General features: G+C 72.3%; 22 protein-coding genes. 12 read left to right on the top strand and 10 right to left on the bottom strand.

Annotated features, from left to right (window positions below):
• Positions 1-306 precede the first annotated feature (306 nt).
• The 3 genes from FRAAL_RS35075 to FRAAL_RS18020 are packed head-to-tail and all read left to right on the top strand — an operon-like array spanning position 307 to position 2,164.
• Positions 307-624 carry a plastocyanin/azurin family copper-binding protein gene (locus FRAAL_RS35075; RefSeq protein ID WP_050997403.1) on the top strand — a complete coding sequence of 106 codons (318 nt, stop codon included), beginning with the start codon at positions 307-309 and terminating at the stop codon, positions 622-624.
• Positions 621-1,646 carry a metallophosphoesterase family protein gene (locus FRAAL_RS18025; RefSeq protein ID WP_231861713.1) on the top strand — a complete coding sequence of 342 codons (1,026 nt, stop codon included), beginning with the start codon at positions 621-623 and terminating at the stop codon, positions 1,644-1,646. The genes FRAAL_RS35075 and FRAAL_RS18025 overlap by 4 nt, the downstream gene beginning before the upstream one ends.
• Positions 1,643-2,164 carry a hypothetical protein gene (locus tag FRAAL_RS18020; RefSeq protein ID WP_011605246.1) on the top strand — a complete coding sequence of 174 codons (522 nt, stop codon included), beginning with the start codon at positions 1,643-1,645 and terminating at the stop codon, positions 2,162-2,164. Before FRAAL_RS18025 ends, FRAAL_RS18020 begins: the two co-directional genes overlap by 4 nt.
• On the opposite strand, the gene FRAAL_RS33145 is transcribed toward FRAAL_RS18020, so the two are convergent.
• From FRAAL_RS33145 to FRAAL_RS17995, 6 genes are all read right to left on the bottom strand, one after another.
• Complete coding sequence (locus FRAAL_RS33145) at positions 2,149-2,307, bottom strand: hypothetical protein (RefSeq protein ID WP_157892134.1); 159 nt, start codon at positions 2,305-2,307, stop codon at positions 2,149-2,151. The genes FRAAL_RS18020 and FRAAL_RS33145 overlap by 16 nt on opposite strands.
• 65 nt (positions 2,308-2,372) lie before the next feature.
• On the bottom strand, positions 2,373-3,329 hold the full coding sequence (locus FRAAL_RS18015; protein ID WP_157892133.1) for a hypothetical protein: 957 nt from the start codon (positions 3,327-3,329) through the stop codon (positions 2,373-2,375).
• 13 nt (positions 3,330-3,342) lie between these two features.
• Positions 3,343-4,812, bottom strand: coding sequence for an aldehyde dehydrogenase family protein (locus tag FRAAL_RS18010; RefSeq protein WP_041939452.1), 1,470 nt, complete (start codon positions 4,810-4,812; stop codon positions 3,343-3,345).
• Between the two features lie 41 nt (positions 4,813-4,853).
• Positions 4,854-6,122 (bottom strand): cytochrome P450, encoded by a 1,269-nt coding sequence (locus tag FRAAL_RS18005; protein WP_083867018.1) that lies wholly within the window; start codon positions 6,120-6,122, stop codon positions 4,854-4,856.
• A 29-nt stretch (positions 6,123-6,151) separates the two neighbouring features.
• The gene (locus tag FRAAL_RS18000; RefSeq protein WP_011605241.1) at positions 6,152-7,618 is read right to left on the bottom strand and encodes a phosphotransferase family protein; all 1,467 of its coding nucleotides are present in this window, start codon (positions 7,616-7,618) and stop codon (positions 6,152-6,154) included.
• Entirely contained in the window at positions 7,606-8,565 is a 960-nt protein-coding gene (locus tag FRAAL_RS17995; RefSeq protein ID WP_011605240.1) for a DUF7064 domain-containing protein, read from the bottom strand. The genes FRAAL_RS18000 and FRAAL_RS17995 overlap by 13 nt, the downstream gene beginning before the upstream one ends.
• Positions 8,566-8,725: 160 nt before the next feature.
• On the opposite strand from FRAAL_RS17995, the gene FRAAL_RS17990 reads away from it, so the two are divergent.
• Positions 8,726-9,616, top strand: a complete 891-nt coding sequence (locus FRAAL_RS17990; RefSeq protein ID WP_011605239.1) for a LysR family transcriptional regulator — start codon at positions 8,726-8,728, stop codon at positions 9,614-9,616.
• Positions 9,617-9,662: 46 nt separating this feature from the next.
• Here FRAAL_RS17990 and FRAAL_RS17985 read toward each other — a convergent pair whose 3' ends face one another.
• From FRAAL_RS17985 to FRAAL_RS17975, 3 genes are all read right to left on the bottom strand, one after another.
• Entirely contained in the window at positions 9,663-10,532 is an 870-nt protein-coding gene (locus FRAAL_RS17985) for a glycosyltransferase (RefSeq protein ID WP_011605238.1), read from the bottom strand.
• A gap of 164 nt (positions 10,533-10,696) precedes the next feature.
• Positions 10,697-10,960 carry a hypothetical protein gene (locus tag FRAAL_RS17980; RefSeq protein WP_011605237.1) on the bottom strand — a complete coding sequence of 88 codons (264 nt, stop codon included), beginning with the start codon at positions 10,958-10,960 and terminating at the stop codon, positions 10,697-10,699.
• Positions 10,961-11,099: 139 nt separating this feature from the next.
• Positions 11,100-13,055: a M13 family metallopeptidase gene (locus FRAAL_RS17975; protein ID WP_041939451.1), complete on the bottom strand. Its 1,956-nt coding sequence runs from the start codon at positions 13,053-13,055 to the stop codon at positions 11,100-11,102.
• Positions 13,056-13,704: 649 nt separating this feature from the next.
• On the opposite strand from FRAAL_RS17975, the gene FRAAL_RS17970 reads away from it, so the two are divergent.
• The 8 genes from FRAAL_RS17970 to FRAAL_RS17935 all read left to right on the top strand — a co-directional run bounded on the left by FRAAL_RS17970 (position 13,705) and on the right by FRAAL_RS17935 (position 23,478).
• The gene (locus tag FRAAL_RS17970) at positions 13,705-16,539 is read left to right on the top strand and encodes an AMP-binding protein (RefSeq protein WP_011605234.1); all 2,835 of its coding nucleotides are present in this window, start codon (positions 13,705-13,707) and stop codon (positions 16,537-16,539) included.
• Between the two features lie 120 nt (positions 16,540-16,659).
• On the top strand, positions 16,660-17,997 hold the full coding sequence (locus tag FRAAL_RS17965; RefSeq protein ID WP_011605233.1) for an alpha-hydroxy acid oxidase: 1,338 nt from the start codon (positions 16,660-16,662) through the stop codon (positions 17,995-17,997).
• Positions 17,998-18,350: 353 nt separating this feature from the next.
• On the top strand, positions 18,351-19,955 hold the full coding sequence (locus tag FRAAL_RS17960) for an ABC transporter substrate-binding protein (RefSeq protein ID WP_231861068.1): 1,605 nt from the start codon (positions 18,351-18,353) through the stop codon (positions 19,953-19,955).
• The gene (locus FRAAL_RS17955; protein ID WP_011605231.1) at positions 19,948-20,955 is read left to right on the top strand and encodes an ABC transporter permease; all 1,008 of its coding nucleotides are present in this window, start codon (positions 19,948-19,950) and stop codon (positions 20,953-20,955) included. Before FRAAL_RS17960 ends, FRAAL_RS17955 begins: the two co-directional genes overlap by 8 nt.
• Positions 20,952-21,869, top strand: coding sequence for an ABC transporter permease (locus FRAAL_RS17950; protein WP_041939448.1), 918 nt, complete (start codon positions 20,952-20,954; stop codon positions 21,867-21,869). The genes FRAAL_RS17955 and FRAAL_RS17950 overlap by 4 nt, the downstream gene beginning before the upstream one ends.
• Positions 21,870-22,066: 197 nt before the next feature.
• Positions 22,067-22,594, top strand: coding sequence for a nuclear transport factor 2 family protein (locus FRAAL_RS17945; RefSeq protein ID WP_041939447.1), 528 nt, complete (start codon positions 22,067-22,069; stop codon positions 22,592-22,594).
• Positions 22,587-23,018, top strand: a complete 432-nt coding sequence (locus tag FRAAL_RS17940; RefSeq protein ID WP_063822644.1) for a nuclear transport factor 2 family protein — start codon at positions 22,587-22,589, stop codon at positions 23,016-23,018. The genes FRAAL_RS17945 and FRAAL_RS17940 overlap by 8 nt, the downstream gene beginning before the upstream one ends.
• Positions 23,011-23,478 (top strand): nuclear transport factor 2 family protein, encoded by a 468-nt coding sequence (locus FRAAL_RS17935; protein WP_050997166.1) that lies wholly within the window; start codon positions 23,011-23,013, stop codon positions 23,476-23,478. Before FRAAL_RS17940 ends, FRAAL_RS17935 begins: the two co-directional genes overlap by 8 nt.
• A 274-nt stretch (positions 23,479-23,752) precedes the next feature.
• Here FRAAL_RS17935 and FRAAL_RS17930 read toward each other — a convergent pair whose 3' ends face one another.
• On the bottom strand, positions 23,753-24,361 hold the full coding sequence (locus tag FRAAL_RS17930) for a TetR/AcrR family transcriptional regulator (RefSeq protein WP_041939446.1): 609 nt from the start codon (positions 24,359-24,361) through the stop codon (positions 23,753-23,755).
• Between the last annotated feature and the right edge of the window lie 98 nt (positions 24,362-24,459).

Raw genomic sequence — 24,459 nt, 5'->3', positions numbered from 1 at the left:
TGCGGTCCACGAGCCGAACAGGGTGGGCCCCTGGCACTGGCCCGGATGACGGGCCGGAAAGGCAGTTATCCGATGTGGTCTTCTTTCGCGATACGCCGACCTCGGCGGCTGTTCGCGGTCGCCGTTCTGGCGGTGGCCATTCCCGGTCTTGCGGCCTGCGGCGGCGGGTCGGACGGGACCTCGCAGGCCGCGGCGCCTGCATACGCTCCGAGCGCAACGGCGACCTCAGGGGCCGGGGCCTCCGGGGCCGGGGCGAACGGTGGCACGACGCCGACCCCGATGCCGGGCATGGCGGGGATGCCGGGGATGGCGTCGGCTTCGGCGGGCGCGGCGGGTGGCGGTGGTGCGGCGGCGGACGGAAAGCCGGTGTCGACGGCCAGGGTGGCCATTCAGAACTTCGCCTTCTCGCCGGCGACCGTCACGGTGAAGGTCGGCACGACGGTCACCTGGACGAACCAGGATTCCGAGCCGCACACGGTGACCGCGAAAAGCGGGCCGGGCCCGGACTCACCGACCCTCGACCAGGGGGCGACCTACCAGTACACGTTCACCAAGGCGGGCCAGTACGCCTACCTGTGCACCATCCACCCCTTCATGGTCGGCACCGTGGTGGTGACCCCGTGAGCGCCGGCGACGAGCGTGGCCCCGGCGATGCCCGGCCCGGCGATGCCCGGCCCGGCGATGCGCGGCCCGGCGATGCCCGGCCCGGCGAGGCGGACCGACCGGGTGGCATGAGCCGACGGCAGCTGGCCCGCCACGGCGCGTGGTTCGGGGCGGCGGTGGCGCTCAGCGTCGTCGGCGGCGAGGTGATCAGCTCGGTCGTCGGTGGGACGACGCCGAGCGCCGCGGCGGCCGACGACACCGCCACGCTGCGGTTCGTCCAGCTCAGCGACAGTCATCTGGGCTTCACCGGAACGGCGAACCCCGACGTCACCGGGTCGTTCTCCCGGGCGATCGACCAGGTCAACGCGCTGCCGTACCGGCCGGACTTCGTCATGCACACCGGCGATCTCACCCACCTGTCCACCGCCGCCCAGTTCGACCAGGTCAAGCAGATGCTCGGGGGCGTGCGCGCCGGCAGTGTGCACACCGTGCCCGGGGAGCACGACGCGGTCGGCGACCACGGCCGGGGCTACCTCGCGACCTTCGGCGCCGGCTCCGCCGGGGACGGCTGGTACAGCTTCGACCTCAAGGGCGTCCACGTCATCGCGCTGGTCAACACCCTGAGCCTGGAGCGGCTCGGCCACCTCGGCCCGGCCCAGCTCGACTTCGTGCGCACCGACGTCGCCGGCCTGTCCAGCGACACGCCGATCATCGTCTTCTCCCACATCCCGCTGTTCGCCATGTATCCGGCGTGGGGCTGGGGCACGGACGACGCCGCGCAGGCCCTGAGCCACCTGCGGCGGTTCTCCTCGGTGACCTGCCTCAACGGCCACGTCCACCAGCTGTTCACGAAGACCGAGGGCACGGTGACCTTCCACAGCGCCACGACGACCGCCTACCCCCTGCCCCGGCCCGGGGTCGGTCCGGCACCGACGCCGCAGACCCTGCCCGCCGGCCGGCTCCAGGCCGCGCTCGGCATCCGCGAGGTCAGCCACGTCCAGGGCCGGACCGCCCTGGCGATCAAGGACAGTGTTCTCGCATGAGCGAGACGGGGGCGCAGACGCAGCCGGAGACGGAGACGCTCGCGGCGCCGCGCGGGCCCGGCGCGCCGGGCTGGGCCTCGGCCGGGCAGGCGCGGATCGCCCGGGCGGCGGCGAAGGTCGTCGTGGCCACGCTGCTGGCCTGGAGCGGCTACATCCACTACGACCTGTACGCCGACCACGGGTACCGCCACATCCACACCATCGGCCCGGCGTTCCTCGTCCAGGCCGCGGGTTCGTTCGCCGTCGCGTTCCTGCTCGTGGTCAGCGTGGCGCTGCCCGGGTCGGTCCTGCTGTCGATCCTGGCCGCGGGCCTGTCCGGGGGCGCGCTGGTCGGCTTCGTGCTGTCCCGGACGACCGGCGTCGCCGGGTTCGAGGAACGCGGCTTCACGCCCTCCCCGGACGCCGCGATCAGCGTGGCCGTCGAGATCGGGGTGCTGGTGGTCCTCGCCGCCGTGGCCGCCCCGGCCGCCGTGGCCGCGGTGAGTCGACGTTCCGGCCCCGCTCAGGTCAGCAGGTAGACCAGGACGAACAGCGCCGCCGTCAGGCCCATGCACCAGGCGAAGACCAGCACGGACTCTCGTCGCAGGGCCGCGCCGTCCGCGGGTGGCAGCATTCTCGCCCGGAGCCCGCGCGGATCGTCGTCGGGCGTGCCCGTGTTCATGCATTCCTCCGCGGCTGGGGGACGTTGAAGGCTGGGGGACGTTGACGGCTGGGGAACGTTGACGGCTAGGGAACGTAGACGCTGTCGTGGCCGGTGAGCGCGCGCATCGCGACCAGCGGCAGGACGAGCATGACGAAGAAGGTGACCTGGAAGACCACGAACCAGGCGCCGAAGCGGGCGAGTTCGAACTTCCACCTCGGTAGGGTGACGTCGAAGTCGAGCCGGGCGTCGTGTTCCTGCCGGCGGTCGAGCCGCCGCCGATCGGCGAGCTGCCGGGGTGGCCGGACAAGCACGGCAGCGTCCCCCGGGCCGCCCGCCGTCCACGGTGTGCCGAGGTCGGCGGGCGGCGTTTCGGGTTCGCCACGTCGTGGGGTGGTGAAGCGTTCCAGCCCGAAGAAGCGTTCGAAGTAGTTGAGCGTGTGGACGGGCGGTTTGCCGGCCCAGTACGCGATCAGGTTCGGCCAGAACGACATCAGCCCGATCGTCCACAGCACGGTGAACCTTCCGCCGTTGCCGAACTCGATGTGGGGACCGAACCCCGGGTCGTAGACCCACCATCCCATCGCGGCGGCGAGGCTTTCGACGAGGAAGTCCCACGTGTAGTTCACCGGTATCGCGAGTACGGCGATGGCCCGCAGCAGGCTCCACCCGAAACGCCGCACGAGGAACTGGCCGATGCGCAGCACGACGAAGGCATGCACCGTCCAGTAGCAGGCGTAGGCGAAGGGCATGAACAACGGATCGTGTGGCGTCTTGACCGGCAGCCAGTCGAGCAGATGATGCTGGGCGAAGGCGGGGCTGTAGACGAGCTGCTGACCCCAGTCGCCGACGGTCTCCATCCAGTAGACCAGCATGCTGTTCGTCAGGAACAGGAAACCCCACGTCAGCCGTCGCCGCCGGATGGTGTCGGCGACGGCCAGGGCGATGATCAGTCCGCCGAGGAGCGGAATGACCCAGTTGAAGAACCACGCTCCGCTGGGGTCGACCAACGCCGGCGGTACCGGCGGTCCGGCGGCAGCCATGATGCTCTTCCTCTCAGCCGCGCCCCACGCCCCAGACGACCGACTTCGTCTGGAGGAACTCGTCGAGCCCGTGTTCGCCCCATTCGCGGCCCAGTCCGCTCTGCTTGTAGCCGCCGAAGGCGGCGTGCGGGCTGAGGCCACCGCCGCCACCGTTGATCGTGACGTACCCGGCGCGGAGCTGCTTGGCGAGGTCGTAGGCGCGGATCGGATCCTTCGCCCAGGCGGCGGCGAGCCCGTAGGGGCTGTCGTTGGCGATCCGGACGGCGTGGGCGTCGTCGTCGAACGGGATGATCACCCCGACGGGGCCGAAGAACTCCGTGCGCGCGATGGTCATGGCGTTGTCGACCCCGGTGAACAGCGTCGGCTCGACGAAGTACCCCCGGTCGAGCCCGGCCGGGCGACCACCGCCGAAGGCGATCCGGGCGCCCTCCTTCTCCCCGGTGCGGATCAGTTCCTCCACCTTGGCCCGCTGCGCCTCGCTGATGAGCGGGCCCATGGCGGTGTCGGCGTCGGCGGGGTTGCCGACCCTGACCTGGGCCAGCGCGGCGCTGACCTTCTCGACGAGTTCGTCGTGCCGGGACCGGTGCACGAGGGTGCGGGTGAGCAGGGAGCAGCCCTGCCCGGCGTGCAGGGTGATGCCGGCCAGCACGTCGGCGAGCGCGAGGTCGAGGTCGGCGTCGTCGCAGATGACGTTCGCCGACTTGCCGCCGAGCTCCAGCACCACCTTCTTCAGGGTCGGCGCGGCCTGGCTGTAGACCAGCCGGCCGACGCCGTCCGAGCCGGTGAAGCTGACGAGGTCGACCATCGGGTTGGTGGTCAGCTCCTGACCAGCCTCGACGTCGCCGGTGACGACGTTGAGCACGCCGGGAGGAAGCCCGGCCTCCTCGGCAATCTCGGCGATGAGGAAGGACTCCAGCGGCGTCGTGGGCGCGGGCTTCAGCACGACGGTGCACCCGGCGGCGAGGGCGGGCGCGAGCTTCATCATGCTGAGGAAGAAGGGGAAGTTGTAGGCGGAGATGAGCCCGACGACGCCGAAGGGCTCGCGGCGCAGCACGCCCTGGCCGATGCCGGCGCCGACGAACGGCAGCAGCGGCTTCTCCCAGGCGAACGACGGCATCACCCGCTCGGCCATGTCGCGCAGGTGCGCGATCGGGATGCCCACCTGGACGGATTCGGCGAGCCAGCGGACCGACCCCGCCTCGACGATGTTCAGCTCGACGATCTCGGCCAGCCGGCGTTCCATGACCGACGCCATGCGCAGCAGGACCCGGGCGCGTTCCGCCGGTGTCAGCCGCGGCCAGGGCCCGTCGTCGAAGGCCCGCCGGGCCGCCTCGACGGCCCGGGCCACGTCGGCGCGGGTCGCCTGTGGCACCCGCCCGATGACCTCCTCGGTCGCCGGGTTCAGCACCTCCAGCTGCGTCGCACTCGCACCGTCGGACCACGTCCCGTCGATGTAGAGCCGGTAGGAGAGATCGGTGGCCATCACTGCCCCTTTCGAAAGATCGGTGCCGCCTGCGGGCGGCGTCAGACGGCCCACCGCAGGGGCAGGGACTCCAGGCCCCACACCCCGCCGCCGTGTTCGAGGGGAAGCTCGGCCAGCTCGTAGTCGGGAATGAGCCGGTGCCATTCCTGTAAAAGCACGGCGAGTTCCTGGCGGGCAAGGTGGGAACCGAGGCAGCGGTGGGGGCCGCCACCGAAGGAGAGATGACGGGTCGTCGGGCGATCGAGATCGACCCGCCGGGCGTCGGGATAGGCCTGCTCGTCCCGGCCGGCCGCGGAGAGCGGGAACGCCGCCATGTCGCCCTTCCTGATCGGGCAGCCGTGGAACTGCGCGTCCCGGGTGGCCTTGCGGGCCGTCTGCACGATCGGATAGGCCCGCAGCAGCTCCTCCACGGCGTGGGGGATCAGCGCGGGCTCGGCGACGATCCGAGCCCGGTCGGCCGGGTGCGTGGCCAGGTGCAGCAGGGCGTAGGACGACTGGCCGGCGACGGTGTCGAGGCCGGCCATGAACAGCAGCAGCAGGCAGTTGAGCACGTCCGCGTCGCTGACCGGCTCCCCGTCGATCTCCCAGGAGATCGCGGCGCTGACGACGTCCTGGGCGTGGGGATCGGGGTTCGCCCGCCGCTGCGCGACGAGGCCGGCGAAATAGGTCTGGACGGCCTGCATGCCCGCGAGCCGCACCGAGCCGTCGGGATCGCTGTCGTTGTTCTGGTGCAGGATCATGTGCTCCCACCGCAGGAACTCGCCGAGCTGTTCCCTCGGCATTCCCATGATCTCCAGAAAGATCGTGCTGGGGAACACCTGCGCGAAGTCGCGCACGAAGTCGCACTCGCCCTGGTCGCGCAGGCCCTCGATGAGCTCGACGGCGAGCCGGTGCTGGCCGGCCTTCATCGCCTTTGTCCGGCCGGGCGAGAAGTACGAGCCGAGCAGGTGGCGCCATTTCGTGTGTTCCGGCGGGTCGAGCATGATCGGGATCCATCGGTAGGGCGGATCCGACTCCGTGGGGACGATCACCGAGCTCGACCAGAGGTCGGGCTGCTGGAGCCCTTCGAGGATCACGTCATGGTCCGTGAAGATCCAGTACCCGCCCGCCTCGCCGGTCCGGACGGCCGGGCGGCCGGCGGCCTGGTGGTCGTCCATGCGCTGGAACAGGGACAACGCCGGGGCGGGTGGCGGTCCGGTGACGTAGTCCACGACCGGGCAGGCGTGGGCGTCGGGTCCGCCCTCGGTCGCGGTACTGGTCTCGGTACTGGTCTCGGTACCGGTACTGGTGTCGGCGTCGGCGTCGGTCATGATCACTCCGTGGTGGTCGAGGGGCGTGCTCAGGACGCGTCGGTCAGCGGCGGCCAGGTGCGACGGTGCAGGGCACCGGACGCGTGGCGCATCACGTGGTCGTCCCGCATCACCCGGTTCCACAGGTAGCGCGTGACATCCTCGTCGCTGACCCGCCGGGCGGCGTGCGCCGCGGCGAGCGCGTCCCGCCCCGCCGGCAGCGACGCCGGCGGATGTCCGAGAAGCCGGGCGAGGTCGGAGCGCTCCAGCTCGTCGCGTTCCCGGCCGCAGGCGTCCAGCTCCCGCAGGTGCCGGACGATCCGTGCTGTTCCCTTCAGCCACTGGGAGGCCAGCGGGTCGTCGACCCGTGGTGTGATCGTCCGCAGCATCGCCAGCACGTCGGCGTACAGGGGCTGCCAGTCGCGTGGTTCCGTCGGCTCCGGCATGACCGGACTGGTGAGTCCGAGACCCATGACGGCGTTCAACGCCTCCAGCCACAGCCGGCGGTGGAGCTGGAGATAGAGCATGAGGTTTCCGGCGTCCTTCTCGGCAGCCGACTGGTCGTCGTCCGCTGCCGGGGTGCCGTCCCTCGCCGGGGTATGGGGGCCGTCGTCGGGAGCGAGTGTCGCCATCGTGGTCTCCGCGAAAACCCGGTAATACAGGATGCGGTCGACGTCGATCGCGTGGCCGGAGAGCTTCTCGTATTCGGCGAGGCGGTCGGGCAGGTGGGTGAAGGTGTCCTGCACGGTCCGCAGGGACAGCCAGGCGATGTCGTCCATCGGATCCCCGACATGGCACAGTTCCCAGTCCAGGACGGCCGTGACCCGGCCGTCCCGGTACAGGAAGTTCCCCGGCCCGGTGTCACCCTGGACCAGCACGACGGGGCCGTCGTAGGCGGGCACGTGGGCTTCCAGCCAGTCCGCCGACAGGCGGACCAGGGGGTCGATCGACCCGTCCGGAGCGGTGGCGCGCCGGCGGATCTGCGCGATGCGCTCCAGGGCATGCTCCCGGGCCGACCGCACCGGCCCGAGCGCGGGCACGTCCAGGCGGGCGGGGTCGAGGCGATGGATCCTGGCCAGGCTTCTGATGAAGTCCTGTGCCACCCGGACCTGCTCGTCGGGATCACGGATGCGGGCGAACCAGGTATCGCCCGGCACCCGTTCGAGCAGGACCGCCTCGTCCACCGGATGGACCGCGTACACGGCGGGAACCGCGATGCCGGCGCTGCCCAGGGCCCGCAGCACCTCGGCCTCGGTGGCCAGCCGGTGGAAGGCGCTGCGGGCGGGCAGCGGCTGCGGGCTGTACCGCAGGAACAGCTTCCCGCCGGTGTCGCCGGTGTCGCCGATCCTGCCGGTGTCACCGATCCTGCCGGTGTCGCCGATCCTGCCGGTGTCGAGGTCGATGAACCAGCCCTGGCGGGTGCCGCCGCCCGGTATCCGCGTCGCGCGCAGAACGGGATGCCCGACCGCCTTCTCGATCCACTCCAGGATGGCGGCCGGCAGGGTCAGGCCGCCCATGCGACGCTCCCGCGGCGGTGCAGCCGCCACTCGTCGATCGGCCAGACGTCCTGGTCCTCGCCGTGCAGGGTGCGGCCGTCGACCGTCCACCGCAGCGCGGTGTTGATGCAGACCGAGGTCCCGCCGGGAAGGATCATCCGGCTCGTGCCCTCGGCCCGGCCGACGGTGGCGCGGCCGTGCTCGTCGACGACCTCGAGGTCGACGCCGGTGATCCAGCCGTGCGCCGGATCGCGGTGCACGGCGCGCCGCCCCTCGACGATCCGGGCGAGCGTGCCGTCGCGGCGGACGTAGCCGGAGTGCACGCGCTCCGGGACCGTGCCGCCCTGATGCGCCTGCGGCGAGGTGTAGGTGAGCAGGCTCAGCCCGGGGGAGGCTGCCCAGGTGTAGCCGACCCGCCGGTAGCCGCGCTCGGCCCGGGGCCCCCAGGAGCGGTCCCGCATGGCGTGACAGTCGATCTCGACCCGCTCACCGTCGAGCAGCAGATGGCCGGTGACGTGCCCGGTCTGGTCGTAGTGCGAGGCCTTCGGATACGGCGGCGCCCCCCGGCGCAGCGGCACCGGCGGTTCCAGCGCGTCGAAGCGCAGGTCGACCCGGCAGCGGCGGCGGTCGTCGTAGCCGAGGCGGTAGGACGTGGCGGGCTCGCGCACCTGGACCGTCATCCCGGTCGGAAACGTCAGGCGGCCCGGCGACGGCTGGCTTGGCGCCTTGAGGTGCGCGAACTGCTCGTAGAAGGGAATGTCCCACGGCGCGCTGCCGGTGGCGTCCCAGATCCAGCAGCCGCCCGCCGTTCCGCCGGCGTTGTGCTTGACCGACGCGTAGAGCCAGGCTCCGAGCGCCCGGTCCGGCACGAAGAACGAGAACCAGAACGTCTCGGTCTCGTAGTAGTCCTCCGACGCGGTGTGCAGGCCGTCGTCGGCGGGGGTGAAGCGGTCAGGGTCATCGTCCATAGCAGCTCCCCTCGTTGCGGGGCCGTCTTCTAGGCAGCTGATCGACCGATGTCGCCGGAATCACGTGCGTCGGCCGTCCCGTGAGCTTCCGCCGGGCCCGGCCGCGGATCAAGAGCCGTCCGGTTGACGCACCGTTTCCCGTCCGAGGACGATCCTCCGCGTGGACATCGAGCACTTAGAGGTGTTTGCCACCCTCGCCGACGAGCTGCACTTCGGCCGGACCGCCGCCCGGCTGGGCCTGAGCACCTCCGGTGTCAGCAAGCGCCTGCAGGACTTCGAGGCCGGCGTCGGCATCCGGTTGTTCGCGCGCACCAGCCGCCGCGTCGCCCTCACCCCGGAGGCGGGGCCCCTGCTCGACCAGGCGCGCCTCGTCCTCGCCAGCATCGAGAACTTCCGGGCCGTCGCCGCCGACACGGCGAACGGCACCGCCGGCACCGTCGGTCTTCTCCACGCCAACAACCACTTCGACGTCGTCTCGTCGCTCGTACGGTCGCTGCGGTCCCGCCACCCCGACCTCAGGCTCGAGTACCGGGAGAAGCCGAACCAGAAGATCGCGGCGTCCGTTCTCGGCGGGCGGGCGGCCCTGGGCATGTGCTGGGGGGAGCTGCCCGTGGGGCTCGACTCCTACCGCTTCGACGTCCTCCTGCTCGACACGGTCTTCGTCTGCTCCGGCCATCGCCTCGCGCGCCGATCCGCGATCGACCTCGACGACCTCGACGGCGAGACCTTCCTGCTGACCGGCCCGGATCCCGCCGCCCTCTGGCAGGCCGCCGGCATCACCATCACCGTCCGCTGCCCGCCGATCCACGGCCGCGACGAACTCGCCACCCGCATCGAGACCGGTGAGGGCCTCGCGCTGACCGCCTCGCGGGCGGTGCCGCGCTACCGGCACCGGGCCGTCGTCGCGGTCCCGCTCGCGGACCCCGCCGCGTGGGGCCGCCTGGATCAGCTCCTGATCTGGCGGACGGGCGAGGACAGCCCCGCCGTCCGCAACGTCGTCGAGACCGCGAAGAAGCTGGCCCTCGCGGGTGCACCGGCCGGCGATCGGTAGGCAGCGGGCCACGGTCGGCGCGGGGGCCCGGGCGCGAGCAGGTGCGTCATCCCCGGCGTGGGGGGCGCCTGACGAGCAGGTGCGCGGGCGGCGGGCCGAACCGGCCGTGGAGGAAGTCGAGCAGCGCCCGCAGGCGTCCTTCGAGGTCCCAGTAGGGGCCGCGCCGGGCCGGTACGACGACACCCGAGGCGAGGTGCCACAGCGCGATGCAGAGTCGGATGAACGCGTGGTAGCGGCCGGAGTGCTCCCGCACGAGCAGCAGGGTGTTGCGAAGCTGCAGGTAGTCGATGGCCGCGGAGGTCGAGCTGATGTGCGGGTTGGTGACCATCGCGCCGCGCACGAGTCCGGACTCCCAACCGGCGGACCGCGCCCGCAGCGCGAGGTCCGCCTCCTCGCAGTACGCGAAGTAGCGCTCGTCGAAGATCCCGACCTCGTCGAGGCAGGCGCGCCGGGCGAACATCAACGTGCCGTGCGGGTGGCCGGCCGGCTCCCAGCCCTCGGCGACGCGCGCGGGCGCGAGGATCCCGCCGAAGTACGGGTCGAGAACCGGCGTCGCCCCGTCGCCGACGTCGGCACAAGCCAGCCCCGCCCGCGGCTGCTCCGCCAGGACGCTCAGCATGCGACTGAGGCAGGTGGGCGCGGGCAGCGCGTCGTGGGGCGCGAGCACCACCCACTCGCCGGCGTCCTGGTCGGCGAGGAACGCCCGGTAGCCGATGTTGGCCGCCGGGCCGAACCCCAGGTTGCCGCCGGCCAGCACGACCGCGACGTCGGCGGCCTCGACCGGCGGCGGGACCACCGAGCCGTTGTCGACGATCGTGATCGTGACGGGGACGTCCTGGGCGCGGAACGCGTCGATCGTGTCGACGAGCCGCGTCGGCTGGTCGCGGTGAACGATGACGACCCGAAGAGGCTGCACGACCTCAGTGCTACACCAGCGCCGCCGACACGCGCGGTGCACCCGCGGGCCGGGCACGGCGGAGGCCGCCCGGCCACCGATCCGTTCGCTGCTCGACGCGACGTTCCGGGAACGCGCGCCGAGTAGCGAACGGTGGCCGGCGCCTGGTTACTGCCGGGCCTGGGCTACTGCCGGGCACCGAACGACTGGCCCTGCTGGCCGCCGCCCACGCCCGTCAGCTGCCGCAGCCGGTTCTCGACGTACTGCTCACTGTGGTGCGTCCTGTCCGCAATCCGCGCGACGAGGTCGTCGATGCCGGTCGCGGCATCGAGATCCGCCGAGCTGACCTGATTGAACTGGTCGAGAATGCGGTAGCGAAGCTGCTGCCAGTTCCGGCGCAACTGCTGCTCCACCTGCTGGCGCTGCTCCTGCTGCTCCTGCTGGGTCACCGTGTGATCCCTTCTGGTCATTCCCCGAACGCGGTGAAGGTGCGGGTGGACGGTACCCCGGCCGGTCCGGACAGCGCCAAACCGAAATCGGAATTGAAATGTTAGGCGCCTCTTGTGAACCTGTGGAAGGCGCCATTCTCTACCAGATGCGGACCCGGTCGGTCGGATCCAGCCAGAGACCGTCGCCGGGGGCGGTGTCGAAGACCTCGTGGAACTCGTCGAGGTTGCGCACGATGTTGGCCCGCAGCTCCGGCGGGCTGTGCGGGTCGGTGGTGAGGAACTGCCGCTCGAGCTCGAGCCGCCGCTTGGTGCGCCACACGTAGGCCCAGTTCATGAACAGCCGGCGCCGGTCGTCGCGCGACGCCTCGCCCCCCTGGGAGATGACGTAGGCCTGGTGCGCGATGGTCAGGCCGCCGAGATCGCCGATGTTCTCGCCGACCGTGAGCGCGCCGTTGACCTTCTCGCCCGGCAGGTTGCGCGACTCGAACGCGTTGTACTGCTCCACCAGCGTCTTCGACTTCACCTCGAAGGCGGCCTTGTCGGCGGGCGTCCACCAGTCGTTGAGGTTGCCGGCGCCGTCGTACTGCGCGCCCTGGTCGTCGAAGCCGTGCCCGACCTCGTGGCCGATGACCGCGCCGATGCCCCCGTAGTTCTCGGCCGGGTGGGCGTCGGGGCTGAAGAACGGCCTTTGCAGAATGCCGGCCGGGAAGCAGATCTCGTTGGTGCCGGGGTTGTAGTAGGCGTTGACGGTCTGCGGGAGCATGAACCACTCGTCGCGGTCGACCGGTGAACCTATCTTGGCCAGTTGCCGGTCGGTCTCGAACGCGGCGGCGGCGCGGGCGTTGCCCATCAGGTCGTCACGGCGGACCCGCAGCTGCGAGTAGTCCCGGAACCGGTCGGGGTAGCCGATCTTCGGCCGGAACGTCTCGAGCTTCTCGTACGCCCGGAGCTTGGTCTCCTCGGTCATCCAGTCCAGCCGGGAGATCGACGCGCGGTAGGCCGCGAGCAGGTTCGCGACGAGATCGTCCATCTGCGCCTTGGCGCGCGGCGGGAAATGGCGGGCGACGTACTCCCGGCCGACGGCCTCACCGATCGCGCCCTGGACGAACCCCACCGCGCGCTTCCACCGGGCCCGCAGTTCGGGCGTGCCGCTGAGCGTGCGGCCGTAGAAGTCGAAATGCGTCTCGACGAACTCGTCGGGCAGGTAGGCCGCGGCCGACCGCAGCACGCGGCTGACCACCCAGTCGCGCCACACCTCGATCGGCGTCTCGGTCAGCACGGTCGACAGGTGCGCGAAGAACGACGGCTGGCGTACGCACGCCTCCGCCACCGTCGCGTGCGGGCCGGTGAGTTGGCCGCCGAGACCGGTGACGTAGGCGTCCCAGGCGAACGCCGGGCAGAGCGCCGCCAGCTCCTCGGCCGTGGTCAGGTTGTAGGTCTTCTGGACGTCGCGGGTCTCGGCCCGCTCCCAGTGGCCCTTCGCGAGCAGGGTCTCCAGGTCGAGGATCTGCTGAGCGGCGCCGGCGGGGTCGGGATGTTCGCCCAGCCCGAGCAGGCGGGTCAGGTGGGCGACGTACTTCTCGCGCGTCTCGGCGAACCGGTCGTCGCGGTAGTACGACTCGTCCGGCAGGCCGAGGCCGCCCTGGCTGAGGTGGAACAGGTAGCGGTCGGAGTTGCGGTCGTCGGTGTCGACGTAGGAGCCGAACAGCCCGGGGCCACCCTCACGCTCGAGCTCGCCGAGGAACGCGGCGAGCTCGCGGACGTTGCCCAGGGCACGCGCGGCGTCCAGCCGCGCCCGCACCGGGTCCAGGCCGAGCGCCGTGATCGCGTCGGTGTCCAGGAAGGAGTTGTAGAGGTCGGAGATCTTCCGGGCGTCCTCGCCCTGGGTGGCCGGGTCCTGCGCGGCGAGGTCGGTGATGATGTCTCGGACCTGCTGCTCGGCGGCATCGGCGAGCTGCACGAACGGGCCCCAGCTGGAACGGTCGGACGGAATCTCCGTCTCGGCGAGCCACCGGCCGTTCACGTGGCCGAAGAGGTCGTCCTGCGGTCGGACGTCGAGGTCCATGCCCTCGCGGGCGTCGTCGAGGATGCTCACGGAACGAAAGTCTCCAACCGATCGGGTGTTCAGGGAAGGACCTCGCCGGGAACCCGCCGCCACGGTCACCGGGCGACGGCTCGCCCGCGCGCGGGGGCAGGGGCTCCGCGCGGCGGCCAGGCACGATCAGGTAACGGGTCGAGGTGCCCGCCCGGCCGGCTCGTCCCGGCGTCGGGCGCAGGCCGGACGATCGCCGGCCCGCCGAGGAAAACGTACCTCGGGAATGCCGGTCGACGGACCTGCCGGTATCGCGTCCGCCAGGCACCGGGGGACGGTCCGATGACAGTGACGTGAGCGTTGTCGATACCGGGCTCGATGGGAGTTCCCCCTCGGTGGCGGTGCCCAGTTCTCGATGGGCGGGGTCAGTCGTAAGTGCCATCGGATTCGTGTGAAATCTGCCACCGGGCACCGAAGAGCTGGTGGTGCCGAGATGCGGTGGCGCTTCGTGGCGGCCCGGGTCGGGAGGGCAGGGGTTCCGGGCAACCACGCATTTACGTCAATGATTACTACGGAGGTGGGTGGCGGGTCGCAAAGTCGTTCGTGTTGAATCTGAGCCGATCGGAGCGCGCGGTCACGGCTCCCCTACCAATGCCCGCCCGGGAGGCGCCATGACAATACCGTCCGTCCCTGGGCGACCGACCCGGCTGACATGAGGAAAGGCCCGCTCTCCCCGCCGACGTCGGTGTCGAGGTCGGCGCCAACGCCGGTGCCGGCGTCGGCGTCGGTCGCGCCGCCGGCGCCGCCGCCGCTGCGGCCCGACGACCGGTTCGGCAACGTCGTCGACCGGATCAGGGTCGTCGCCGCGGTCTGCCGCGACGTCGTGGCGGTCCGCGACGAGCACCGGGCCGTCACCTTCGCCGAGCTCGTCGCCTGGGTGGACGTCGTCGCCGAGCGGATCCTGCGGGAGCCGGCCGCGGCCGACCCGGACACGCCCGTCGCGGTGCTGCTGCCCCACGACGCGAGCGGGATCGCCGCCGTCCTGGGTGTCATCGCGAGCGGCCGGCCCTGCGTGCCCCTCGACCGGCTGACTCCCCCCGACCGCCTCGCGCAGATCGTCGGACTGGCCGGGGCCCCGGTGTGCGTCACCGGGCCGGTCGGCTCCGCCGACCAGCGGACCGCCGCCGCGCTGCCGGGGATCGCGACGACGGTCGACGTCGGCGACGAGCGCGCCGCCGGCTGGTCCCCGGCGCTGGCCGCCAGGGTGGCGTCGACCGCGCCGCGCCGGGTCGACACCGATCCGGCGGTGCTCATCTTCACCTCCGGCTCGACCGGAGTGCCCAAGGGCGTCGTGTGGCACCACCGCGCCCTGCTGGGCATCCACTACGCCATCCAGGTCCGGGACGTGATGCGGCCGGTGCCGGGCGACCGACTGCCGCTGTTCCTGCCGTACTCCTTCATCTCGGGGATGAACCGGATGATCGGCGGCCTGGTCTTCGGTACCACCCTCGAGATGTACGACCCCCGGGTCCGCGGCGTGCGCGACCTGGCCGACTGGCTGCGCGCCACCCGGCCGGCCGGCATCGTGGCCACGCCGGCGCTGATCCGTACCGTGTTCGGCTGCCTCGAGCCGGACGAGGTGCTCGGCGACCTGCGGTTCGTCCTGTCGGTCGGCGAGGCGATCTACGCCCGCGACGTCGCCCTGGCCCGCAGTCACCTGCCGGCAACCGCGGCGTTCCTGGTCTCCTACGGGGCCTCGGAACTCGGCACCGCGACCTGCGCGCCGATCTGGTCGGACGAGGACCTGCCCGACGGCGTGATGCCGGCCGGGCGGCCGGTCGTCGACGTCGCGGTCCGGGTGATCTCGCCGGACGGCGTCGAGCTGCCCCCCGGACAGACGGGTGAGATCGTCGTGGCGGGCCACTTCATCACGGGCGGCTACTGGCGGGCGCCGGCGGTGAGCGCCGCGCGGTTCGGCGTCGATCCGGACGGCACGCCCACCTACCGCACCGGCGACCTCGGGCGCCTCGACGCCGACGGCCAGCTCCGCGTCGTCGGCCGCAACGACGCCGCCGTGAAGATCCGCGGGTACCTGGTCGAGCCGATCGAGATCGAGTCCGCCCTGCTCGCGAGCGCGGACGTGCGCGAGGCCGTCGTCGTGGCCGATCGGAGCACGCAGCGCACCCGGCTGGTCGCCTACGTCGTGCCCGCGACCGGCGCCCGGGTCTCCCCGGCCTCGATCAGGCGCCTGCTGCGGGCCAAGCTGCCGTCCTACATGGTGCCGGCCGTCGTCATGCTGGTCCCCGCGCTGCCGCGGACCGACCGCAGCAAGGTCGACCGTCTGAACCTGCCCCCCGCCCCCACCGGCCCGAAACCGGAGCAGGACCCGCCCCGCGACCAGTGGGAGGAGGCCGTCGCCGGCGTGTGGGCCGCCGCCCTGCACCTCGACGACGTCGGCATCCACGACGACTTCGTCGAACTCGGCGGCGACTCCCTCATCGCCGAGGAGCTGCTCACCAGGATCGCCGACGAGCTCGGCGTCGACCTGCCCACCTCCACCGTCGCCGACGCCCCCACTGTCGCCGAGTTCACCGTCCGCCTGCGCAACGTCGGTACCGACGTGCTGCGCCACCCGACCGTCGTGCCGCTGCGCACCACCGGCGACGGGCCGCCCCTGTTCTGCTTCTGCGGCGCCGGCGGACTGGCCATCGGCATGCTCGGCTTCGCCCGCCACTTCGACGGCGAGCGCCCCGTCTACGGCATCCAGGCCCACGGCCTGGAATACCGCGGCCTGCCCGACTGGTCCATCCACGCCGCCGCCCGCCGCCACGCCCGCACCCTGCGCCTGCTCCAACCCGCCGGCCCCTACCATCTGGCCGGCCACTCCTTCGGCGGCCTCGTCGCCTTCGAGACCGCCCGGCTGCTCACCGAGGCCGGCGGGCACGTCGAGCTGCTGATCCTCATCGACAGCTTCCCGCCCGACCCGGCCGGCGGCGTCTTCGCGGGCGGGGTGCTGCCCTCCGCGCTGCCAGGGAGCCCGACCACGACGTCGCACCCGACCACGACGTCGCACCCGACCAGGACCTCGCACCCGGCCGCGGCTGCGGACCAGGCTGGGCGATCGGACCAGGCCGGGCGATCGGACCAGGCCGGGGGACCGGCCACGGGACCGGCGCGCGCCGCGGGAGTCGCCGCACGGGCGGCCGCACGGGGCCTGCTCAGCCGGGCCTGGCGCGCGGCCCAACTTCCGTTGGCCGGCGTCGTCCAGTTCAGGGGCATGAACCAGTACGACGTCTTCTACGACCAGTCCCGGGTGCTCACCAGGCTGTACCGGCCCAGGCCCTGGAACGGGCGGGCGCTGGTCTACACGGCGACCGCGTCGCCGGCGCACCGCCGGGACGTCTGGCGCGCGCTGCTGACCGGCGAGGCGACCTACCGCACCGTGGGCGGCGACCACGACACCGTGCTGCGTGAACCCGTCGTCAGCGAGATCACGGCCGACATCCGGGCGGTCCTCGCCGGCCGCACCAGTCCCCGCAGGGCCTGACCGGCCGGCGCGTGGGTGCTCCTGGCGTGAGGCCGGCCGGGCGGCTGGTGGACCGACTGACAATCCCGGCGGCGGGGAGGATCACGCTCCCGTGACCCGCCGACAGCGAAAGGTCCGTTCGTGAGGGTGCAGGACGCAGTCAACGTCGAGGACGTCCGGAGGCTGGCGCGCCGACGGCTTCCCCGGGTGGTCTTCGACGCCCTGGCGGGCGGCGCCGGCGACGAGGTGTCGCTGCGGCGCAACCGCACGGCGTTCGACCGCATCGAGTTCCGGCCGCGGCCGCTCGCCGACGTCGCCACGCGAGACCTCTCGACGACCGTGTTCGGCGAACGTCTGTCGATGCCGATCATGCTGGCGCCCACGGGCGCGGGCCGCCTCGCCCGATCGAGCGCGGAGATCGCCGTGGCGAGGGCCGCGGCGCGGGCGGACGTCGTGTACATGCAGAGCACCGTGGCCGCCTTCCCGCTCGAGGACGTCGCCGCGCACTCGACCGGCCCCCTGTGGTACCAGCTCTACCTGCCCCCCGACCGCGCCGAGGTCGACGACCTCGTCCGGCGGATCGCGGCGGCCGGTTACCGGGCGCTGGCCATCACCATCGACACGCCGGTCCTCGGTAACCGGGAGCGCGACACACGCAACCGACTCATGAGTCGACCGCCGCATCCCAGAACGCTGCTACAGGGGGCCGGCAAGCCGGCGTGGGCGGCCGACTTCGTCCGCGGCAAGGTCGACTACCTGCGCGGCCAGCTCGGCGTCGGCGGTCCCGGCGGTCCCGGCGGTCCCGGTGGTGCCGGCGGTCCCGGTGGTGCCGGCGGTCCCGGTGGTGCCGGCGGTCCCGGTGGTGCCGGCGGTCCCGGTGGTGCCGGCGGTCCCGGTGGTGCCGGCGATGCCGGTGGTGCCGGTGGTGCCGGTGGTCCCGGCCGTCCGTCGCCGCTGAGCCTCGACCAGACCCGCGCGACGATCGCGTCGTCGTCGGACTGCGTCACCTGGGCGGATGTCGAGCGGATCCGGTCGTTGTGGGCGGGCCCGTTGCTCCTCAAGGGCCTGATGCGCTCCGACGAGTGCGACCGGCTCGTCGAGCTGGGCGTCGACGGGGTTGTCGTCTCGAACCACGGCGGACGGCAGCTCGACGGCGTCCCCGCGACCATCGACATCCTGCCGGAGGTGGTCGACGCGGCGGCGGGCCGGCTCGCGGTGTTCCTCGACGGAGGTGTCCGGCGTGGCAACGACGTGGCCAAGGCGCTCGCCCTCGGCGCCGCGGGTGTCTTCGTGGGGCGGCCCTACCTGTACGGCCTGGCCGCGGGCGGTGAGGCCGGCGTCCTGCGGGTGATCGAGCTGCTGCGCGCCGAGTTCGACCGCGCGATGGCCCTGCTCGGCGCCGCGACCGTGGCGGACCTCGACCGCAGCCTCGTCTCGGGCGCGCGCATCCCCGCCACCCTGTCACCGTCGACGCCGTAGGCCGGCCCGCTCTACCGGTGGTGCGTGGTGGGGAGGGCGCCGCGGCCTCGATTCCCAGGCCGTCGAGCATGGCCTGGATGCCGTCGGAGTACAGGCGTTCCCGGGCGGTGTCGTCGGCGGTCGGGCTGTCGGCAGTCGGGGTGTGTGCTCCGTTTCCGCTTTAGCCGCGCTTCAGGGACGTTCGAGAGAATTCTTGGAGTCGTACGGACGACTGCCATTCCGCGGCTGCCGAATCCGAAGAGCAGCTGGAAACCCGCATTCTCGTCGCGGTCGGCACTCGTCGGATCATTTGGGGGAGTTTTTTCGTGGCAATGCGCGGTTTCCGGTTCGTTCGTATACTGCCCATCGGGCTGGTGGCCATTCTCGGATTTGGTCTCGCCGGGTGCGGCGGCAGCGGTGGCCCGGCGGGCGCCGGGGGCGCGGGGGGCGACGGGCCGCCGCGGACGGGTGGGAACCTGCGCCTGGGCCTCGGTGTCGATCCGGTCTGCCTCGATCCTGCGCAGTCGGGTATCGCCGACGCCGTCAACATCGAGCGGTCGATCGTCGACTCGCTGACTGCGCAGGATCCGAAGACGAACGCCATCGTGCCGTGGCTCGCCTCGTCGTGGCAGGTCAGTCCGGACGCCACCGCGTTCACGTTCCACCTGCGGCCGGGAATCACCTTCAGCGATGGTTCGGCGCTGAGTGCGACCACGGTGCAGGAGAACTTCGACGCGGTCGTCCGGGCGGGCGGGCGGGCCCCGCTGGCGTCGAGCTATCTCGCCGGCTACCGGGGGACCGACGTCGTCGACTCGCTGACGGCCAGGGTGCGCTTCGGCCAGCCCAACGCGCAGTTCCTGCAGGCCACGTCGACGGTGAGCCTGGGACTGCTGTCCTCGGCCACCGTCGCCCGGCCGCCGGCCGACCGCTGCCTCGCCGGGATCGTCGGTTCCGGGCCGTTCGTGCTGGACTCCTACGTGCCCCGGCAGTCCGTGACCGTGCACCGGCGGGTCGGGTACCGCTGGGCGCCGGCCACCGCGCGGCACACCGGCGACGCCTACCTGGACAAGATCACCTATTCGATCATCACCGACGGCGGGGTGCGGGCCGGCGCGCTCAGGTCCGGGCAGGTCGGCGGCGTGACCGCACTGCCGGTGCAGGACACCGGCCAGGTCCGGCAGGCAGGCCTCACCGTCGCGACGAAGGTCATCCCCGGGGTCGTCGCGTGCCTGTCACTGAACCCGTTCGTCTCCCGGCCCGCCATCGACGACTCGAGTGTCCGCCGTGCCGTGGTCAAGGCGGTCAACCGCGCGGAGGTTGTCAGCACGGTGCTCAGCGACGACTACAAGGTCGCGACGAGCATCCTGGCGGCCTCGACCCCGGGATACGTCAATCTCGGTGACTCCCTCGCCTACGACCCGGCCGGTGCCAGGAAACTGCTCGACGCCGCGGGCTGGGCGGCGGGGCCGGACGGGATCCGACGGCGCGGGGGACAGCGGCTGACCCTCGCGGTCGCCTGGACGACCAACGGCGGCGCCGACCAGCAGGTGCTGGAACTGATCCAGCAGCAACTGCGCGACGTGGGCGTCGAACTGACGCTGCGCCAGTTCGTGACCGGGCAGGCATTTCCGGCCATGCAGCGCGGAATCGGTGACTACGCCTGGGGAGCGGGGGCCTTCCGGACGGACCCGGACATCCTGCGGGCCAAGATCGTGCTGCCCGGGCCCGTCATCCCGCCGGCCCCCGGCTCACCCGCGGATCGCCTCAACGCCGCCCTGGCCCGCCAGGCGGCCACCGTGGACGACGCGCAGCGCAGGAAGGTGGTCGGCGAGGCACAGCAGCTCGCCGTCGACGACGGCATCACGGTACCGGTGTACGAGATCCCGGCCGTGGTGGGACTGGCGAAGAACGTGCGCGGATTCTCCTTCACCGCCTCCGCGAACCTGTTCCTCTACGACACCTGGCTCGGCAATGGCTGAGCTGGCCGCCCCCGCCCCCGCCGCCGCACGGGGACGGGGACGGGGACAGGCGCTCGGGCGTTACCTGGCCGTCCGGCTGGCGCATTCGGTATTCGTCGTGTGGGCGGCCTACACGCTGTCGTTCGTCATCCTCTACCTCGTGCCCGGGGATCCGGTCGAGATGATGGTGAGCAGCAGCGGCGTCATCTCGGTGACCTCGCAGCAGATAGCCCAGCTGCGGGCCGAGTACGGCGTCGACCGCTCGCCCCCCGCCCAGTACCTGACGAACCTCTGGGATGCCCTGCACCTGGACTTCGGCCGGTCGCTGCAGCGTGGCCAGTCGGCGCTGGACATCATCGGCGGCGCGTTGCCGTCGACCATCGAACTCGCCGGCGCGGCGCTCGTCGTCGCCGCGCTCGTCGGATGGGCGCTGGCACTGGGGGCCACGGCCACCCGCGCCCGCTCGACGCAGCGGTTCCTGCTGGCCCTGCCGGCACTCGGGGTGGCCGTCCCGTCGTTCTGGATCGGGCTGGTCCTCCTCCAGGTGCTCTCGTTTCACTGGCACCTGCTGCCCGCCTTCGGTGACACCGGGCCGCGGGGGCTGATCCTGCCCGCCGTCACGTTGGCGGTGCCGACCGCGGCCTTCCTCGCGCGGATGCTGGCCGCGAGCCTGTGGCGGGTCCTGGCCGACCCGCACGTGACGACCGCGCGGGCGAAGGGGCTCGGCCGGTGGCGCATCCACCAGCGCCATGCCCTGCGCAACGCGCTGCCGCCGGTGCTGGCCGTCGCCGGCGTCCTGGTCGGCAACCTGCTGGCAGGGTCCGTCGTGGTGGAGACCGTGTTCTCCCGCCCCGGGCTGGGTCGGGTGGTCGAGGCCGCCGTGACCTCGAAGGACATCCCTGTCGTGCAGGCCCTGGTCGTGTTCTTCGCGGTCGTGTTCGTCACCGTCAACCTCCTGGTCGATCTGGCGCATCCCCTCCTCGACCCGCAGGTCACGCTGACCGGAACCAGGCGCCGATGAGTGGGCTCGCGACGGCCCGCGGCCCTGCCCCGCACGACGGTGGCATCGGTGGGCCGCCGGCCGAGCGGGATCGCGGCGGCCGGTCCCGGCGGGGCCGGGAGATCGGTCGTGGTGTGCTGCGCCAGCCGATCCTCGCGGCCTCCGTCGTCGTCGTCGTGCTGGCTGTCGCGGCGGCGCTGGCCCCCGCCGCGTTCACCGGCACGGATCCCCTGCGGGTGCGGCCCGCCGCGAAGCTGCACCCGCCCGGCGGCGCGCACCTGTTCGGCACCGACCAGCTCGGCCGCGACCTGTTCGCGCGGGTCGTGCACGGGGCGGGCCTGTCCCTGTCCTGCGCGGCCATCGCCGTGCTGGTCGGACTGGTCGCGGGGTCGCTCGTGGGCCTGGCCGCGGGCTTCGTCGGGGGGATGGTCGATGCCGCGGTCATGCGGCTCGTCGACGTGGTCCTTTCCGTGCCGTCGCTGCTGCTGGCGACGATGCTGGTCACCGCGTTCGGTTTCGGCCCCGTTCAGACGGCCCTCGCGGTCGGCACGAGCTCGATCGCGAGCTTCGCCCGGCTCATGCGGGCGGAGGCGATGCGGGTGCGGGATCAGGCGTACGTCGAGGCCGCCTTCGTCGCGGGCGCGCGGCCACTGTCGGTGCTGCGCCGGCACATCCTGCCCCACACCCGGGGGCCCGTGCTCGCGCTGACCGCGCTGGAGTTCGGCGGGGCGATCCTGGCGGTCGCCGCGTTGGGGTTCCTCGGCTTCGGCGCCCAGCCGCCGACCCCGGAATGGGGGGCACTCGTCGCGGACGGTCGGGGCTACCTCGACACCGGCTGGTGGATGACGGCCGCGCCCGGCCTCGTCGTCGTGGTCACCGTCCTGGCCCTCAACCGGATCTCCCAGGCCTTCGACACCCCGGCCGGCCCGCGCTAGATGACCGGACACCCCCGTCCGCCGTGCTCCACGGCCCGCGCCCGCGGTGCCGCGACCCCCACGGCCGCTCGGTCGCCGCCGGACGGACGGCCCTGCACTCGACCGGCCTGCGCCCGACCGGCCTGCGCCCGACCGGCCATGACTCGGCCGGTCTTCGCTTCATCAGGAATCCCTCGACCGGACCTACAAGGAGACCCGTGACCGATATCGGGGACATCCGTACGCTCATCGCGCGGTTCGCGCACCTGGGCGACCGCGAGCGCCACGACCAGTGGGCCGAACACCTCGTCGTCGACGACTTCACCTATCGGACGGAGGACGATCCGCTGCCGGAGGGCGATGGGCTGTACCAGGGCCGTGGCGAGGTCCTGGCGCACTTTCGCGCTGGGGCGTCCGGGCGCTGGCGCGCCACGCACTTCCTGAGTGAGCCGGTGATCGATGTCGCCGGCGGGCGGGCCCACGCCGCCACCGACTTCGCCCTCGTGCGGCTCGCCGACCGGCTGCCTGCGGCCGCGGGTGCGGGTGCCGGAACCGGGCCAGCGCCCGCCGATGCCGTCGAGCACCGGTACGAGGTCGCCGCCGCCGGCCGGTACGAGGACGACTTCGTCCGCGGCGCCGACGGGCGGTGGCGGTTCACCGCCCGGCTGGTCACCCACATGCCGCTCGCCGCGCGCCAGCCGGCCGGCGCGGAGCACTCGCTCGTGGCCGGAGGCGGACATGAGTGACGACGTCCAGGACGTCGCGACCGTGCTGGCCCGGGTTGCCCAGGCGCACGACGACCATCGCGACGAGGAGTGGATCGCCCAGTACACGAGCGAGACGACCGTCTGGGGTGCCCTGGCCGAGGGGCCGCAGGCGGTACGCGCCCTGCTGGGGCTCGCGCCACCCGCAGAGTCCCACACGGTGAACTTCCTGAGCATCCCGGTCATCGAGATCGACGGGCCCGTCGCCCACGCCTCGACCGACAGCTTCACCGTCCATCTTGACCCGGCGGGCGGCTTCTCGATCACGTCGGTGGTCCGGCTGGAGGACGAGCTGGTCCGGGACGGTGCCGGCCGCTGGACGTTTGCACGGCGGCTTCCCACCCCCCTGCTGCCCCCGGCTGGCCGGCCGGCGGCCGAAGGAAGCGAGGGCGACGGCCATGAGTGACATCGGGCGCGACGGTGATGGCGGGCCGGACGGTGATGGCGGGCGGGACGTGGAGCACGACATCGAGCAGATCCGTCTTCTGATTGCTCGGCTCGTTCAGCTCTACGACCGCCATCGCCACGACGAGTGGATTGCGGCGTACCTGGCCGACGACACGGTCCTGACCTCGCCGGGCGGCACCCTCTACGGCCGGGAGGCGATCCGAGCAGAGATCAACAAGGTCCCCGACACCGGGTGGAGCGGCGTGCACCTGATCGGGGAATCGGCCATCACGGTCACCGGTTCCAGCGCGCACGCACTGACCGACGTCGTCAACATCAAGGTCACCGAGGCCGGGACCTACGCGGTGACCGGCTTCGGCCGCTACGACGACCGGCTGGTCCGCGCCGCCGACGGTACGTGGCGGCTCGCCGTCCGCAATCGTTCCATCGCCCGCGCCGCGGCGCCGGCCGCCGACTGACCACCCGGCCGGACCTCGGCCCGGCCCGGTGATCGTGGTGTTCCCCAGGGGCCGCGCCGGGTGTCCGGATTCCGGCGCGGCGCCTTGTCTCGGCTGCTGCGAGCAGGGTGGGTGCGTGGGAGAGCGGTTCCCTGCCTCCTCCACGGGGTTCGGTGTCTGATTTATCCCAGTAGAGAAGGCAGGGAGTGCCGTTCCCAGGAGGACCGCGTCCTCGTCTCGCCGACGTCCCGGCGGCACTCGCGCCACAGTCCTCCAGGACGACGGCTTGACACGGTCATGCAGATTCCGCGGTACCCGCGCCGCGGGTGCTGACCCCGGCCAGGATGAGTTCGAGGAAGCGCACGCTGCCGTCCGGCCCCGCGGGGGAGTTCTCCCGGACCCAGGCCGCGCCGGTGAGCAGGTCGAACAGCTCGTCGGGGGTGAGGTCCGCACGGACCTGGCCGGCGTCCTGGGCGGCCCGCAGCAGCCGTGCACCGCTGCCGTGCATGGCTGCGCAGGCGGCGTGGGAGGGAGTGCCGTCGTCGTACATGCTGCGGGTGAGGATGCTCACGAGGCCCCGGAAGGTGCTGAAGTGCTGGATGGCCTGGCCCATCCAGGAGCGCAGTGCCTCGAACGGGGGGAGCGAGGCGCGGACCTCGTCGGCATAGGAGATCAACGAGGCGAGCCCGTCACGGGTGGTGGCCTCGACGAGCGCCGCGCGGGTCGGGAAGTGCCGGTAGAGGGTGCCGATCGCGACCCCCGCCTGCGCCGCGATGTCCTCCAGGGAGGCGTCGGCGCCCGCGGTCTCGAAGGCCTTGCGCGCGGCGGCCAGCATCGCGTCGTAGTTGCGGATGCCGTCGGCCCGCCTGGGGCGGTGGGCGATGTACGGCGCGGCGTCCTCCACGTGACCCCTCCTGGGCGGCACCGGTAACCTGAGGCAGTCTCATGCTACCTCGGTGGAGGGGTCGTGCTCCGCCGCCGAGCGCCCTACCAGCCGCCGAG

It is taken from the genome of Frankia alni ACN14a, assembly GCF_000058485.1.
Classification (GTDB): domain Bacteria; phylum Actinomycetota; class Actinomycetes; order Frankiales; family Frankiaceae; genus Frankia; species Frankia alni.
Note: the sequence above shows the minus strand (reverse complement) of the source record. Positions and strands in the feature narration are given on the sequence as shown.